At 34.9% G+C, this 16,206-nt stretch carries 13 protein-coding genes and 2 pseudogenes; all 15 read left to right on the top strand.

The genetic code is table 11. The features are described from left to right. Positions 1-106 precede the first annotated feature (106 nt). The 15 genes and pseudogenes from glpK to EC501_RS08390 all read left to right on the top strand — a co-directional run bounded on the left by glpK (position 107) and on the right by EC501_RS08390 (position 15,865). Positions 107-1,597: a glycerol kinase GlpK gene (gene glpK / locus EC501_RS08460; protein WP_122971849.1), complete on the top strand. Its 1,491-nt coding sequence runs from the start codon at positions 107-109 to the stop codon at positions 1,595-1,597. A 183-nt stretch (positions 1,598-1,780) separates the two neighbouring features. Continuing rightward, positions 1,781-2,164: a transcription antitermination factor NusB gene (nusB, locus tag EC501_RS08455; protein ID WP_122971848.1), complete on the top strand. Its 384-nt coding sequence runs from the start codon at positions 1,781-1,783 to the stop codon at positions 2,162-2,164. Positions 2,165-2,188: 24 nt separating this feature from the next. Beyond that, positions 2,189-3,049 carry a bifunctional methylenetetrahydrofolate dehydrogenase/methenyltetrahydrofolate cyclohydrolase FolD gene (gene folD, locus EC501_RS08450; protein WP_122971847.1) on the top strand — a complete coding sequence of 287 codons (861 nt, stop codon included), beginning with the start codon at positions 2,189-2,191 and terminating at the stop codon, positions 3,047-3,049. Between the two features lie 205 nt (positions 3,050-3,254). Then, positions 3,255-4,604, top strand: a complete 1,350-nt coding sequence (xseA, locus tag EC501_RS08445) for an exodeoxyribonuclease VII large subunit (protein ID WP_122971846.1) — start codon at positions 3,255-3,257, stop codon at positions 4,602-4,604. After that, a complete protein-coding gene (gene xseB, locus EC501_RS08440; RefSeq protein WP_277749716.1) occupies positions 4,601-4,834 on the top strand; it encodes an exodeoxyribonuclease VII small subunit in 234 nt (77 codons plus the stop codon). Before xseA ends, xseB begins: the two co-directional genes overlap by 4 nt. A 2-nt stretch (positions 4,835-4,836) precedes the next feature. Next, a complete protein-coding gene (locus tag EC501_RS08435; RefSeq protein WP_122971844.1) occupies positions 4,837-5,721 on the top strand; it encodes a polyprenyl synthetase family protein in 885 nt (294 codons plus the stop codon). A 91-nt stretch (positions 5,722-5,812) separates the two neighbouring features. Continuing rightward, entirely contained in the window at positions 5,813-7,717 is a 1,905-nt protein-coding gene (gene dxs / locus EC501_RS08430) for a 1-deoxy-D-xylulose-5-phosphate synthase (protein WP_122971843.1), read from the top strand. Continuing rightward, complete coding sequence (locus EC501_RS08425) at positions 7,714-8,532, top strand: TlyA family RNA methyltransferase (protein WP_122971842.1); 819 nt, start codon at positions 7,714-7,716, stop codon at positions 8,530-8,532. The genes dxs and EC501_RS08425 overlap by 4 nt, the downstream gene beginning before the upstream one ends. A 146-nt stretch (positions 8,533-8,678) precedes the next feature. Beyond that, positions 8,679-9,128: a transcriptional regulator AhrC/ArgR gene (gene ahrC, locus EC501_RS08420; RefSeq protein ID WP_122971841.1), complete on the top strand. Its 450-nt coding sequence runs from the start codon at positions 8,679-8,681 to the stop codon at positions 9,126-9,128. Positions 9,129-9,191: 63 nt separating this feature from the next. Further along, positions 9,192-10,895 (top strand): DNA repair protein RecN, encoded by a 1,704-nt coding sequence (gene recN, locus EC501_RS08415; RefSeq protein ID WP_122971840.1) that lies wholly within the window; start codon positions 9,192-9,194, stop codon positions 10,893-10,895. 180 nt (positions 10,896-11,075) lie between these two features. Beyond that, complete coding sequence (locus EC501_RS08410; protein ID WP_122971839.1) at positions 11,076-12,026, top strand: SpoIVB peptidase S55 domain-containing protein; 951 nt, start codon at positions 11,076-11,078, stop codon at positions 12,024-12,026. A gap of 286 nt (positions 12,027-12,312) precedes the next feature. Beyond that, on the top strand, positions 12,313-13,104 hold the full coding sequence (gene spo0A, locus EC501_RS08405; protein ID WP_122971838.1) for a sporulation transcription factor Spo0A: 792 nt from the start codon (positions 12,313-12,315) through the stop codon (positions 13,102-13,104). Between the two features lie 186 nt (positions 13,105-13,290). Further along, positions 13,291-14,264 (top strand): annotated as a pseudogene (locus tag EC501_RS08400) (tyrosine-type recombinase/integrase). A 2-nt stretch (positions 14,265-14,266) separates the two neighbouring features. Further along, positions 14,267-14,367 (top strand): annotated as a pseudogene (locus tag EC501_RS18640) (iron-sulfur cluster assembly accessory protein); the annotation flags it as partial. A 412-nt stretch (positions 14,368-14,779) separates the two neighbouring features. After that, positions 14,780-15,865, top strand: coding sequence for a hypothetical protein (locus EC501_RS08390; RefSeq protein WP_148037814.1), 1,086 nt, complete (start codon positions 14,780-14,782; stop codon positions 15,863-15,865). The last annotated feature ends 341 nt before the right edge of the window (positions 15,866-16,206 follow it).

Below are 16,206 nucleotides of genomic sequence, written 5' to 3'. Positions count from 1 at the left end.
TTTAGAATAAAAAGTACTCGAGTTAAAAGTATACGTCGTAACAGTGGTATTATAGTTATGAATAAAAACATACATAATGTTTTGTAGTTCTTTTGGAGGGAAGACATTGGAAAAATATATTTTATCATTAGATCAAGGAACAACTAGTTCCCGAGCTATTTTATTTAATAAGGAGGGGAAGGTAGAACATATTTCCCAGCGAGAATTCAAACAACATTTTCCACAAAATGGCTGGGTTGAGCATAATGCAAATGAAATATGGAGTTCCATCTTATCTGTCATTGCAACGGTGCTTTCAGAAAAAAATATTCGTCCTGAACAAATTCAAGGCATAGGGATCACAAACCAACGGGAAACAACGGTCGTATGGGATAAAACAACGGGAGAGCCGATTTATCATGCAATCGTTTGGCAATCCCGTCAAACTGCTCCAATTTGCAACGAATTATTAGAGCAAGGTTATGGAAAGTTATTCCAACAAAAAACAGGTCTTATTATTGACCCTTATTTTTCTGGTACGAAAGTGAAATGGATATTGGATCATGTAGAAGGTGCCAGAGAAAAAGCGGAAAAGGGTGAACTGCTTTTTGGAACGATTGATAGTTGGATTATATGGAAACTTACGGAAGGAGAAGTCCATGTAACAGACTATTCGAACGCTTCTAGAACGTTAATGTATAACATTTTTGATCTAAAATGGGATGAACAATTGTTAGAAATACTTAATATTCCTTCCACGATGTTACCGGAAGTACGCCCATCATCTGAAATATACGGGCATGTTTCCAAAAGTCATTTCTTCGGCGTGGAAGTCCCCATTGCAGGGATAGCTGGAGATCAGCAGGCAGCCCTTTTTGGACAAGCTTGTTTTGAGTCGGGAATGGTTAAAAATACATATGGCACTGGGTGTTTTATGTTAATGAATACTGGGGAGAAAGCGGTCTGTTCCAATCACGGATTATTAACAACCATCGCATGGGGAATAGATGGGAAAGTGGAATATGCTTTGGAAGGGAGTATTTTTGTTGCTGGTTCAGCGATTCAATGGTTACGTGACGGATTAAGAATGTTTCGTGATTCCAGTGAAAGTGAACGGTATGCAGAGAAAGTTTCCAGTACAGAGGGCGTTTACGTCGTCCCAGCTTTTGTTGGACTAGGAACCCCTTATTGGGATAGTGATGTGAGGGGAGCAGTTTTTGGCCTTACCCGTGGAACGACGAAAGAGCATTTCATTCGTGCAACATTAGAATCCCTTGCTTATCAAACAAAAGATGTATTAGGGGCAATGGAAGCAGACTCGGAAATTTCCCTTAAATCTTTACGGGTTGATGGCGGCGTTGTGAAAAATGATCTTTTAATGCAATTCCAGTCGGATATTTTATCCGTTCCTGTTGAACGACCGGCTATTAATGAAACGACAGCATTAGGTGCAGCTTATTTGGCAGGGCTGGCAGTTGGGTTTTGGAAAAGTAAAGAGGAGATTTCAAAGTACTGGAATATCGGCAAAAAATTTGTTCCTGAAATGGAAGTGGAGAAAAAAGAAGCATTGTACGAAGGATGGAAAAAAGCGGTCAAGGCGGCACAAGTCTTCAAATGATGTTAAAAGGAAACACAGCATAATACTCTTCTCTCGAACATTCAAAAATGAAAGAAAATGCTATCCAGTTAAATAAAAATCATGTTACTGTTCGTATTTTTTAAAAGTTCGTTTGAAGCTGTGTTAGAATAGCTAAAATATGTTATTATAGGACTTAATGTTACTAATGAAGGAGATTTATACATGAAACGACATGATGCGCGCGAAAAAGCTGTGCAAGTACTGTTTCAGTTAGACAACACAGATCTAACATTACAGGAAGCGATTGGACACGTACTAAATGACGAAGAATCCGATGCATTTTTCGAACAATTAGTACAAGGTGTTACAGAAAATCAAAAAGAAATCGACGAAAAACTTAGTCGAAATTTAGAAAACTGGTCACTCGGCCGTTTACCTAAAATCGAAAGAACGGTATTGAGATTGGCAGTTTATGAATTACTCTTTATGCAAGATACACCGAGCCGTGTTGTTTTAAACGAAGCGATTGAGCTTTGTAAAACATTTGGCGATGAAAAGTCTAGCAAATTTGTCAATGGTGTTCTATCAAAATTCACACAACAATAGTCCTTTGAAAGGAAGTATCAGAAGATGTCTAGTGCAATCATTAACGGAAAAGAAATTGGCCAAGAAATTCGAAAATCAATTGCCGAGCGAGTTCAATTGTTAAAAGAACAAGGAGTGACACCTGGTTTAGCTGTCATTTTAGTCGGTAATAATCCAGCATCACAAACTTACGTTCGAAATAAACAAAAATCTTGTGAAGCAATTGGAATTTTCTCTGAACTGATCCAACTACCGGAAGATGTGACAGAGGAAGAATTGCTTGTACAAATTCGTTCATTAAATCATCGCAACGATATTCATGGAATTTTAGTACAATTACCATTACCAAAACATATCGACGAAGACAAAGTCATCGCAACGATTTCCCCTGATAAAGATGTGGACGGTTTTTCTCCAGTAAGTGTAGGGAAAATGATGTTAGGCCAAGAGACATATTTACCATGTACGCCATTTGGTGTGATGAAATTACTTGAATATTCAGGGATAGACATCGCTGGTAAACACGCAGTTGTAGTTGGTCGAAGCCATATTGTTGGAAAACCAATGGGACAACTGTTACTTCAAAAAGATGCTACTGTTACATATACTCATTCCAAAACACCGGATTTACCTTCCATTACAAAGCAAGCGGATATTTTAATCGCAGCTGTTGGAAGAGCCAACTTTATTACAAAAGAGCATGTGAAACCTGGTGCTGTTGTCATTGATGTAGGTATTAACCGAGACGATCATAATAAATTAACTGGAGATGTAGATTTCAAAGCAGTTGATGGAATCGCATCCCATATTACACCTGTTCCTGGCGGTGTAGGTCCAATGACGATTACAATGTTACTTTATAACACTGTACAATCAGCAGAGAACACCTTAGTACAGGACAAATAAGTTGAAAACATGTAAACTATAGAAACAGAAGCTGTTTTTCTGCGCGGATATGAACCTATAAGTTTTCCGCATAAGAAAATACATCAATTTGCCCTTTTAAGCGACAAATTGTGTTTTTCTAAAAGAGAAACAGCTTTTCTTTTGGAATGAAATGATTTTGATAGTTTCATACAAATACTAATTTTAAGTTGGAGGAGCCGTACATATGACAACGTCTTCTTATTTAACTGTGAAAGCCCTAACAAAATATATAAAACGTAAATTCGATGCAGATCCTCATTTACGTGAAGTGTATGTAAAAGGTGAGCTCTCCAATGTAAAAATACATAGTTCTGGCCATATATACTTTACTTTAAAAGATGATGCAGCAAGAATTACAGCTGCTATGTTTCGTACACAAGCAAGTAAATTGAAATTTAAGCCTGAAGAGGGGATGCAGGTTTATATTCGAGGGGAAGTCAATGTGTACGAATCATCGGGTATTTACCAATTGTATGTGCAAACGATGGAACCCGATGGTGTAGGTGGCTTATTTGTTGCTTTTAATCAATTAAAAGAAAGATTGCAAAAGGAAGGATTTTTTAATCCGAATTTTAAACAACCGATCCCTAAATTTCCGAATACCGTTGGCGTGTTAACTGCAACAACGGGAGCAGCCATTAGAGATATATGTACAACGATTAACAGACGCTATCCTTTAGCGGAAATCGTTATTTATCCAACCGTTGTTCAAGGTGAAAATGCTGCGCCCAATATTGTGAAAAATATTCAGTTGGCGAACAATCAACAGTTATGTGACGTCTTAATCGTAGGTCGAGGTGGCGGTTCTATAGAGGATTTATGGGCATTCAATGAAGAAATCGTTGCCCAAGCTATTTTTGAAAGTAGAATTCCTATTATTAGTGCGGTAGGACATGAAACGGATACGACAATTGCAGATTTTGTTGCGGACCTTCGTGCACCGACACCAACTGCAGCAGCAGAGTTAGCTGTTCCTAACCAACATGAGTTAATTCAACGAATAATATCTAATAAATCCAGATTGCAACAAATGACATCAGCATTAGTCCAGTTTGAGCGGAGCCGCTTAAAGAAACTGCAAAATGCTTATCCATTGGCAACACCAGAAAGGCTGTATCGTCCCTTTATAGAAAAAATTGTACAGTTGGATATGCAACTAGGTAGAGCCTCTCAAATGTATTTGATGAAAAAGTATAATGCATTACAAAAACTTGATTCGACGATAAAATCCCATTCGCCTAAAAATGAAATCCAGTATAATTATAAACAAATTAATCATATGACCGATTTATTAACCCGCTCCGTTTTGTCTCTGTTACAAAAAAAGAAAGATCAATATGGTGCAAATGTAAGAACTTTAGAGGCGTTAAACCCATTATCAATTATGACAAGAGGGTATAGTGTTACTTATAAAGAGCAACAAGTCGTTAAATCTGTCACGCAATTATCAAAAGATGAAGAAATTGACATTCATTTCCATGATGGAAAAGTTCAAGCAAAAATTATTGAAATTCATGAAGGAGGGGAAAAATAATGAAAAAAGAACAGTCCTTTGCACAAGCTATGTCCGAATTAGAAGAAATTGTACGTAAGCTGGAACAAGGTGACGTCCCTTTAGAAGAAGCGATTGATTTATATAAAAATGGAATGGAATTATCCCATTTTTGTCATGAAAAGTTACAAAATGCGGAAAAACAATTAATATCGATAGTAAACGACCAAGGTGAGAAACAACCTTTTGAACCAACAAACGGAGAGGAATAGCTATGACAAATCGTATAAAGGAATTTATTGCTGATAATTTACCTAAAATTGAGAATGAGTTATACTCATTAGTTCAATGTATTAAAGCGCCAGAACAATTAAAAGAATCTATGCTCTATTCGTTAAAAGCTGGCGGGAAAAGAATTCGCCCCCTTTTTGTTTTAGCAGTATGTGATTTGTTTCAAAATAAACAACAAGAAGCATTCACTGTCGGTGCAGCTGTGGAAATGATTCATACATATTCACTTATCCACGATGATTTACCAAGTATGGATAATGATGATATGCGAAGAGGTAAACCGACAAATCATATTGTTTTCGGTGAAGCATTAGCAACATTAGCTGGCGATGCGCTAAACACATTAAGCTTTGGTATTTTAGCGAGAATGGAAAACGTTCCATCCAATCAACGGGTTGAGCTAATTAATTTATTAAGTATCGCTTCAGGTGCTGAAGGTATGGTTGGTGGACAAGTATTAGACATCGATGGGGAATCTCGTCAATTAAATTTACCTGAGCTTGAACATGTCCATATAAATAAAACAGGAGCAATTTTACGTTTTAGTATAGAGTCAGGTGCTGTTTTATCAAATGCAAGTGAAGAAGAACGGGCGGCATTAGTAGAATATGCCCACCATATCGGCTTAGCATTCCAAATCCAAGATGACATTTTAGATATTGTCGCCACTTCTGAAGAACTTGGAAAAACTGCTGGGAAAGATGAAAAAAGTAATAAAAGCACGTATCCAGCATTACTTACTCTCGAAGGAGCAAAGCAAAAGTTAGAAGAACACTATCATTTTGCAATAGAAGCGCTAGAAAGAGTGGAGAAGGACACTTCTTTATTAAAGGAGTTTGCCCAATATATTGTTCATCGAAATAATTAAAAAATAGCAAATTCTTTTGATTAAAAGTTTTCACTGGTATAATAGTAAAAACGTTTTCTTTGATTAATAATTATGAAAAGGTGTGTGTGAGATGGATTTAACCAAAATTACTAGTCCATCCTTTTTGAAAAATATGAATAAAAAAGAGTTAGAGTCACTAGCAAGTGATATTCGCTCTTTTCTTATTGAAAAATGTTCGATTACAGGGGGACATATTGGCCCAAACCTAGGTGTTGTTGAGTTAACGATCGCATTGCATAAGGCTTTTAATAGTCCGAAGGATAAATTTTTATGGGATGTAGGGCACCAAGCTTATGTTCATAAAATATTAACAGGTCGCGCAGATCAATTTGATACTTTACGACAATTTAAAGGTCTAAGCGGCTTTCCAAAGCGCAGTGAAAGTGAACACGACGAATGGGAAACTGGCCATAGTTCCACGTCTCTTTCTGCTGCGATGGGTATGGCTATTGCTCGTGATATTAAAAAAGAAAAAAATTATGTTATTCCAATTATTGGAGACGGTGCATTAACAGGTGGAATGGCTTTAGAAGCTCTAAACCATATTGGCCATGAAAAAAAGAACATGATTGTCATTTTAAATGATAATGAAATGTCTATCGCTCCAAACGTTGGTGCATTACACAATATTTTAGGTCGACTGCGTACAGCAAAAGAGTATTCAAAGGCAAAAGAGGAATTGGAAGTACTATTGAAAAAAATTCCTGTGTTAGGTGGAAAAGTTGCGAGTACTGCTGAACGAGTAAAGGACAGTTTAAAATATTTAGTTGTTTCAGGTGTATTCTTTGAAGAAATGGGCTTTAAATATTTAGGTCCAATTGACGGACACGATTTTGAAGCTTTAGAAAAATCGCTTGAGTATGCGAAAAAAGTAAAAGGTCCTGTCATTGTTCACGTCATTACGAAAAAAGGAAAAGGGTATAAACCAGCTGAAGAAGATACTGTAGGGACATGGCATGGTACAGGTCCTTATAAGATGGAAACTGGTGACTTTGTTAAATCTTCTGCAAAAGGTCCAAGTTGGAGCAGCTTAGTTTCGGAATCAGTTCGTAAGCTAATGGAAGATGATGAACGGATTGTGGCTATTACACCCGCGATGCCGGTTGGTTCAAAAATGGAAGGAATTCAACGTTCATTCCCTGATCGTTTCTTTGATGTTGGGATTGCTGAACAACATGCAACAACGATGGCAGCAGGTATTGCTACTCAAGCAATGAAACCGTATTTAGCTATTTATTCTACTTTCCTACAACGGGCGTATGATCAAGTATTACATGATATTGCAAGACCAAACTTAAACGTATTCATTGGAATTGATCGTGCTGGTTTAGTTGGTGCGGATGGCGAAACCCACCAAGGTGTATTCGATATCGCGTTCTTAAGACATTTACCGAATATGGTTCTTATGATGCCAAAGGATGAAAATGAAGGTCAACATATGGTAAAAACGGCGATTGAATATAATGATGGACCGATTGCGCTACGTTATCCTCGTGGTAACGGTTATGGTGTACCGATGGATAAAGAAATGAAAACAATCCCTATCGGTAGCTGGGAAATACTAAAAGAAGGTAAGGATGTTGCGATTTTAACCTTTGGTACGACAATTCCAATGGCGATGGATGCTGCTAAAGAATTAGAACAAGCAGGAATTGATGTAAAAGTTGTGAATGCTCGTTTCATTAAACCTTTAGATGTTGATATGCTACATGAATTATTAGCGAAAAAGGTTCCAATCTTAACGATTGAAGAAGCTGTTCTTCAAGGTGGATTTGGTAGTGCGGTTCTTGAGTTTGCTAGTGAAAATAAATACTTAGATGTGGAAATCGACCGAATGGGTATTCCAGATCAATTTATTGAACAAGGTAGCGTTGATTTGTTATTGGAAGAAATTCATCTTACAAAAGAAGAAGCCGTTGAACGCCTTCGAAAATTGGCGAATAGTAACAAAAAAGTAGGAACGAAATTAGTATGACGAAACAAATCAAAGAGCGGGTGGACATATTACTTGTTGAAAGAGGATTATGTGAAACTCGTGAAAAAGCAAAACGCTCTATTATGGCGGGATTAGTTTATTCCAATGAAACCCGTATCGATAAAGCTGGTGAAAAGATTTCTATCGATGCACCTCTCCAAGTAAAAGGGTCTCAACTGAAATATGTCAGTCGTGGAGGTCTAAAACTGGAAAAGGCATTAGAAGTGTTTGATATGTCCGTTGAAGGAAAATTGATGTTGGACATTGGTTCATCAACAGGTGGTTTTACGGACTGTGCTTTACAAAATGGGGCGAAACATTGTTATGCCCTCGATGTCGGATCGAATCAGCTTGCTTGGAAAATTCGTTCCGATGAACGGGTTACGGTAATGGAGAAAACAAATTTTCGATATTCTAAACCGGAAGACTTCACAGAAGGGTTGCCGGAATTTGCAACGATTGATGTTTCTTTTATTTCCCTTTCTTTAATATTACCGGTTTTAAAAACAATTTTATTGCCAGGTGGAGATGTGATGGCGCTAGTAAAGCCACAATTTGAAGCTGGGCGTGAAAATGTAGGGAAAAAAGGCATAGTCCGTGATCCGAAAATTCATTTACAAGTATTAGAAGATACGGCTAAAATGGCAACGGATATCGGATTTGTTGTAAAAAATGCTTCTTATTCACCGATAACAGGCGGTGAAGGAAATATTGAATTTTTATTCCATTTAGTAAATCCAAAAGCGAATGAAGAAGTAGAACCTTTTACTAACTTCAAAGAGATTGTAGAAGCAGCACATAGTGAATTAAAATAACTATTGGATAATTGGTATACATGAAAATTTATGATACCCAAAATAAGTGGGTGACTCTTCATATAAGGGTCATCCACTTTTTCTTGAGGTTTTATAGGTGGAATGTTAGTATAAATATACATATATATTCATAAGAGGTGAACAGGATGAATAAAGGCCAACGTCATATGCGAATCCGTGAAATTGTAACAAATAATGAAATTGAAACGCAAGATGAATTAGTAGATCGTTTAAAACAAAATGGATATAACGTTACACAAGCAACTGTTTCGAGGGATATAAAAGAACTACATTTAGTAAAAGTTCCCCTCCAAGATGGCCGTTATAAATACAGTCTTCCTGCCGATCAACGATTTAATCCATTGCAAAAACTACAAAGAGCTTTAGCAGATTCCTTCGTAAGCATTGATGGTGTATCCCATTTTTTAATGTTAAAATCTTTACCAGGGAATGGGAATGCGATTGCGGTTTTAATCGACCATTTAGAATGGAAAGAGATTTTAGGAACCCTTTCAGGAGATGATACGATTCTTATTATTTGTCGTAGAGAAGAAGATCGTGAAATTGTAAAAGAACGTATTTTAGATTTACTTTAATTTAAATGAATCTCATAAATTTTACTAATTTAGTAAAAGGGTATTTTAAGAGGTGAAGGATTTTTGTTAAAAGAGCTTAGTATACGTAACTTTGCTATTATAGATGACTTAACAGTTGATTTTTCTGATGGTCTAACCGTTTTAACTGGTGAAACAGGTGCGGGAAAATCGATTATTATTGATGCCGTTCATCTCCTTGCTGGTGGACGAGCTTCTTCAGAATTTATTCGACATGGTGCCACAAAAGCAGAATTAACAGGACTGTTCATGATGACAAATGAACATCATCCAATTTACGAAAAACTTGAAGAAGTTGGACTTGAAAGTGAAGAAGGAACGATTATACTTCGCCGGGATATTAATGAAAATGGTAAAAGTGTATGCCGGGTCAATGGTAAACTCGTTCCGTTATCCGTTTTACGAGATATTGGCTCAACATTAATTGACATTCATGGTCAACATGAAAGTCAAGAGCTGATGGATGAAAAGCAGCATATTCATTTACTGGATCATTTTGCCCATCAAGAAATAGCAGAATTGAAAGAACGGTACACTCAAAAGTATCAAGCGTATCGTGACTTCAAACGAGAAATAGCAGCTATTAATATTGATGAACAAAGAACAGCCCAACGAATAGATTTATATCAATTTCAAATGAATGAACTGGAAGAAGCTAATCTGAAATTAGGGGAAGAAGAGGAACTATTAGAAGAACGGAAACGGTTATCTAATTTCCATAAAATTTTTGAACGGGCTAATATTGCCTATGAGGCGATTTCTGGGGAATTAAAAGGATTAGATAATATTGGTGATGCGATGAATGCGTTGGATGATATCGTAGAGTTGGATGAGCAATTTAAAGATTCATCTGAGGCTGTTACAACTTCCTTTTATGCATTACAAGATGCGGCACATCAAATTAAAAATATTATAGATGAATTGGAATTCGATCCAAATCGATTGAACGAAGTAGAACATCGATTAGCTCAATATCAAACGATGAAAAGAAAATATGGGACAACCGTTGAAGAAATATTAAATTATTATGAAAAAATTACCGATGAGTTAGTTCAATTACAAAATCGAGATGAAACGATTAAAAATAACGAAATAAAATTAGCTAAAATGGAAGAGGAATTGGAGCAATTAGCAAAGCAACTTACGAGCAAAAGAAAGCATTGTGCTTCAAAACTTAGTGAAGCCATCATGGGTCAATTGCGAGATTTACATATGGAAAAAGCTAAGTTTATTGTTAATTTTGATTCCTTACATAGTTTTGATGTGAATGGGAAAGACTATGTATCATTCTACATATCAACAAATGTAGGGGAACCGCCAAAATCATTACCAAAAATTGCATCTGGCGGTGAATTATCTCGAATTATGCTCGCTTTAAAAACGATTTTTTCTTCTTCAAATGGTATTACTTCAATTATTTTTGATGAAGTTGATACAGGAGTAAGTGGAAGAGTAGCTCAAGCAATTGCAGAGAAAATTGCTGCCATTTCCATCTCTTCACAAGTGCTTTGTATTTCCCATTTACCACAAGTAGCTGCTATGGCCGACCAACATTATTTAATCCGCAAACAAGTGGAGAAAAATAGAACTTATACGACGGTTTCCAATATCGATATGCAAAATCGTATAGAAGAAATAAGTCGTATGATGGGCGGATCTGAAATTACAGATTTAACTTTACAACATGCTTCCGAGCTTCTGCAGTTAGCAAAAGTGCGCAAAAAAGAGATGCAACATTTGTTTTCGTAGTAAATTTAGTTTTCCATCGTTTGAAAAAAATATTTGTCCAATTTAAAAAAGTAAAAGGAGTAGCTAAATGGCTACTCCTTTATCCACATTTTTTAATTGTTTAGACGACAAATATTTACCTCTCATTAATGATGTACAAGTGACACATAGTAAATGTACAAATCTTAAAGGAGGTGGACTATGAAATGCCATTTGCGTAATCTGTTGTCTTTGGTCCTATTCATGGTATTTATTTTTTCGCCAAATGCAGAAGCCTTTGCGAAGAAATTAATACCAATGGGTGAATCAATTGGGATACAGTTACAATTGCCATTTGTATACGTTGCCCACGATGTTTTATTACCAAATGGACATTGGTTAAAGAAGGGTGACGTCATTACAGAAGTAAACGGTTCATCTGTAACATCTGTCGAAAAAATAAAAGATCAAATTTCCTCGAATGAACTTACATTATCCGTAAAACAGAAAGCCCAAGAAAAACGAGAGCTTTCATTAACAAGTGAACAAGCAAATAATATTTTACCGTTTTTGAAAGATGAAACAGATGGCATAGGTACATTAACCTTTATAGATCCAGAGTCGAAACAATATGGTGCTTTGGGTCACCAAATAATCGATGGTGTTTTAAATGAACCCCCAGACTTTACGGACGGTTCCATCTTTTTAGCCTCCATAGAACAGATCAAGAAAAGCAGTCCGGGAAATCCTGGTTACAAAATTTCCGTTATTGATCATAACAACATTCGTTTAGGAAATGTTAAATCCAACGACTTATATGGCATTTTCGGTAGCTGGGAAAGCGACTTAAAAGAAAGTTTACGCAAACCAATTGATATTATGAACGAAGAAGAAATTGAGCTCGGTAAGGCAGAACTTTATACGGCTATTGAAGGGTCGGAAGTGGAAGCCTTTGAAATAGACATAACCAAAATCGAAGATAATTTTTTACAGTTTGTCGTAACCGATAAAGAATTATTAGAAAAAACAGGTGGTATCCTTCAAGGGATGAGTGGCAGCCCGATTATACAAAAAGGACAATTTGTAGGTGCGGTAACGCATATGTTTGTCGAACAACCATCTAAAGGGGCAGCAATTACGGTTACAGAAATGTTAAAGAAAAAACCGAAATAAGCAAAAAGACTACACTTTTCATGAAAAGTGTAGTCTTTTTTTGTTATTTATAACAAAATCATGACGTGAAATGTTTTTTGTTATAGTTTAATTAAGAGGAATTCAAAAATAATGTCGAGAAAACATGAAACCTTCGGACTAGTTTATCATTTTTTTATAAATTAAAGGAATTTTCTAACTGATGTCGAAATTACAATTGTCAAGTATAGTAAAACTGTGGCATAAAATGAGACGGAATACTAATTAAGTAGAATACTTGTATTATTGAATCTAAGGAGGAATTTTTTTGGCGAAAGTAAAAGTGGCAATTGCCGACGATAACCGCGATTTAGTCAGAACGATGGAGCAATTTTTTGAAAATCATCCTGATATTGAAGTAGTAGCAACTGCAGCAAACGGTAAGCTTTGTATTAAAATGTTAGAAGAATTTCAACCTGATGTATTACTGCTTGATATAATCATGCCACATTTAGATGGACTTGGCGTACTTGAGGCTATGTATAGCGACGATCGTCTTGCGAAAACACAAGTGATTATGTTAACAGCCTTTGGACAAGAAGATGTAATGAAGCAAGCAGTTACATATGGTGCTTCCTACTTTATGTTAAAACCATTTGAGTTCGATCAGCTTGTACAAAAAATATTACACTGTGCGGGTCAAAAAACAGAGAGTGTAAAAAGACAAAGTATTCTTCAACCGGATGGACAAGCTAAAGTAAATCAACGGCAACTTGACACAACGATTACTGCAATTATAAAGGAAATTGGTGTTCCTGCTCATATTAAAGGCTATTCATATTTAAGGGAAGCAATCCAAATGGTTTATTATGACATTGAATTGTTAGGTTCTGTGACAAAAATTTTATATCCAGAGATAGCAAAAAAATTCGGTACAACTCCTTCTCGTGTAGAAAGAGCAATTCGTCATGCCATTGAAGTGGCGTGGAACCGTGGAAATTACGAATCGATTTCCCAAATGTTTGGTTATACAGTCCACCATTTAAAATCAAAACCAACTAACTCAGAATTCATTGCCATGATTGCCGATAAAATTCGTATTGAATTAGTGGCGAGCTAAGGTTGGTGTGATGGTATTTGTAGTAGTTTAAAGGTGTCATTACACTAAATTAATTAAGAAATAAACTACTAAACAAAGCAATAAATAACTAAATGAATATCAATTAATTCTTAAGCACGTCTATTTATTGGGTTTATATCAACTAATAAATGGAGGTGCTTTTTTATGTCAAAAAAAGACAGAACAATTATCGAAATAGATTTACAGTTAGACAATTTTATGTTGTATTGTGATGCCAAAAATTTGTCAAAAAAGACATTAAAGTCTTATGAGCAGACATTAATATTATTTAGAAATTATTTAGTACAGGAATTGGGAATTCACGATGCTTCAGAGGTTAAAACGAGTCATATAAGACACTATATAAAATATTTAAGGGAACGTGGGAAATACACTGTAACAGGTTCAGACAAGACTTTAAATATAAACTACCCAAATAGACGGGAAGACTATAAAAAGCCGATAAGTGACACTACAATAGCCAATTATACTCGAAATATTAGAGTGTTCTTTAATTTCCTAAAAAGTGAACGTGAAATAGATAACAACCCTATGGAAAAAATCGATAAAATAAAGCCTAAACGAAAAAAGAAAGAATTATTATCTCCAGAAGATATTAAGTTAATGTTAGGTGCTTATGATTTGTCTAAATTTCATGAATATAGAACATTTATTCAACTTAAATTAATTCTGGATACGGGATTACGTGCTAGTGAATGTTGTGAATTAATGCCAGAAGATATTGATTTTAAAACTAAATCGATTCTTGTAAGAAAAACTAAAAATGGTCATGAGAGGTATGTGTATTTTGGTTATAAAATGTCTATGGATTTAAAAAGATGGATTAAACATAGGGATAAATACTCAGAAATAGTGACTATTTATTTCCAACAAGCAAAGGTACGAAATTAAATGTTACTAATTTCGAAGCTACAGTTAGGAGGAAGGGTAAAGAAATCGGATTAGAAGTTCATCCACATTTGCTTAGAAATAATTTTGCGAAGTATTATCTTTTACAGAATGGTGATTTTGCTACGTTATCAAAACTGTTAGGGCATTCAGATATTTCAACAACGATGAAAGCATATTTAGATTTCTCTGACGTTGAAATTGGTAGAAAATATCAAAAACATAGTCCTTTAAATAATCTTGACATATAGACGGTGGATTATTAATGGACAATCCGAACGCCATCGCATCATGTGGCTGCGGTACTTCTTTAGAACAGCTAAAGTTAAAGGTATACCGGAAGTTTGTGACTAAATTACGAATATTATAGAAGTTAATTAGGGATTGTGAATTACAGGGAGAAATAGTCTTGTACACAATCCTCTAAATGAATAATAACAACCCTAAAGTAGCAAAAAAAGGTTGTGCATAACAAGTCTCTTTGATATGTGATGTTGCTAATAATAATCCACTAAATACACTAGATGTATAATGTGGACAAAAAGGGAGCGGTCATTGTGGCTGCTCTTTTTTAGGAGAATTCTACATTTTACAGCAGCTATTATATTAGAAGCTATTAAAATAAATAGTTACTACTTTATGCACTTTCAACTATTGTATAAAATAAGAATATGTATTAAATCAAGTTGGAAAGCTAGGTGATATTATTAATTCAAGTGTTGTACTTACAGCTTATACAGATTTAAAAGCGATTCAAAGGCTTATTTTGAATATGCGTGGAAATAAGGAATTTACATGTACACATGTGTATTCGTTACTGAGAGATATATGCTTAATCATTGATGAATTTTCAAATGCTTTTTTTACAGATTCTATTGGAATTGATGAACGAGTGAATACAATTCGAAACCATATTCATCTCTACATAAAAAAAAGAGGTCATAATCAAAAAATGTATCGAAAAGTTCTGGATTATCATATTAATGCTTATGGTGAAGATGTGAACAACATAGGATTTTATTTGAATGATGATGATGAAGTTGTTGGCAGCACACTTTATATAGCATACATTCTTATTGATACAGGTAATCTCCCTTTTCCTAGTTTGGAAGAGAAAGCACAAATTAGAGAGCGTACACTCTCTTTTGCTGAATATATAGGTGAAATAAGCGTACTATTATCACAATCATTAGAAAAGACTTTTGGCATAAGCTTACCTACCAATACTGATTTTATTGAAAGAATAGATGCAGAAAATTCGTATGAATGTAGAGATATAAATCATAAAGCTTTATTTTCTTCTGATGATGATTTAATGAATACCTTTAAACTTAGGTTGATTTTTAGTTTACAAGAAATAAACGATGTAATTTGGCTTAGGGACAGATATATGACCAAATTAAAAAATCCTTTGTTTTTAGATTCTTATATACTATTAAGATTAACAACCTTAAAGACTGATGAAATTATGGACAACTTATTGAATATAAGAAACCACTCCAAAAAACAATTTAATGAATGGAATAATGAAAGTGATGGGAGAGTAAAACGACTTATAGAGAAATATGAAATAGAAATTAAAGAAGAATGTAGTGAAATGAGGAACATGATTCATTATGACATCGATTCTGAGAATAATGAAAGTAACTTTTTTGGGTATTTAACCAACAAGATAAATCAAGAATCCAATTATCCGACAAATATAATAAATACTATTATTGATTTATATCTTAAGCCATTAAAATATGAAATTCTTGATTTTCTTGAAATTGAAAAAATTGAACCTTTTTCTGATTGGAAAATGATTGTGAACCGTCTTTCCAAATTAATCAAAGGTTCTTTGCTAAATTAAAAAGTGTAATTCTTCTAATGAACTTCGATTAGCTATGATTTAAATGCTTACAATTATTATCGAGCCTTAATAACAGGTACTCCTTCTTCTTAATGTTTTTCTAAGGTAACGATTGAGTTATTCAATTAAGTTCCTATAAGTACGAATATTATACTTATGGGAACTATAATAACCTAAAATTGTTGTAGGGGTTCTTTATTAAATCCTTTCAAAAAATACCCTGAATCGGTTACACTAAGTTGGACAGATACTATAAGGGCTAGTAGACTTAACATACTAACCTAAAGGGAGCCTGCTATTATGCCACGTCAACGTCGAACTTTTACAACAAAATTCAAATT

The sequence above is a fragment of the Lysinibacillus halotolerans genome, from assembly GCF_003711845.1.
GTDB lineage: Bacteria > Bacillota > Bacilli > Bacillales_A > Planococcaceae > Ureibacillus > Ureibacillus halotolerans.
Note: the sequence above shows the minus strand (reverse complement) of the source record. Positions and strands in the feature narration are given on the sequence as shown.

What these genes read in the sequence shown, in the direction of transcription:
- nusB (WP_122971848.1), top strand. Translation starts at nt 1,781, where the DNA reads ATGAAACGACATGATGCGCGCGAAAAAGCTGTGCAAGTACTGTTTCAG.
- folD (WP_122971847.1), top strand. Translation starts at nt 2,189, where the DNA reads ATGTCTAGTGCAATCATTAACGGAAAAGAAATTGGCCAAGAAATTCGA.
- xseA (WP_122971846.1), top strand. Translation starts at nt 3,255, where the DNA reads ATGACAACGTCTTCTTATTTAACTGTGAAAGCCCTAACAAAATATATA.
- EC501_RS08435 (WP_122971844.1), top strand. Translation starts at nt 4,837, where the DNA reads ATGACAAATCGTATAAAGGAATTTATTGCTGATAATTTACCTAAAATT.
- dxs (WP_122971843.1), top strand. Translation starts at nt 5,813, where the DNA reads ATGGATTTAACCAAAATTACTAGTCCATCCTTTTTGAAAAATATGAAT.
- EC501_RS08425 (WP_122971842.1), top strand. Translation starts at nt 7,714, where the DNA reads ATGACGAAACAAATCAAAGAGCGGGTGGACATATTACTTGTTGAAAGA.
- ahrC (WP_122971841.1), top strand. Translation starts at nt 8,679, where the DNA reads ATGAATAAAGGCCAACGTCATATGCGAATCCGTGAAATTGTAACAAAT.
- EC501_RS08410 (WP_122971839.1), top strand. Translation starts at nt 11,076, where the DNA reads ATGAAATGCCATTTGCGTAATCTGTTGTCTTTGGTCCTATTCATGGTA.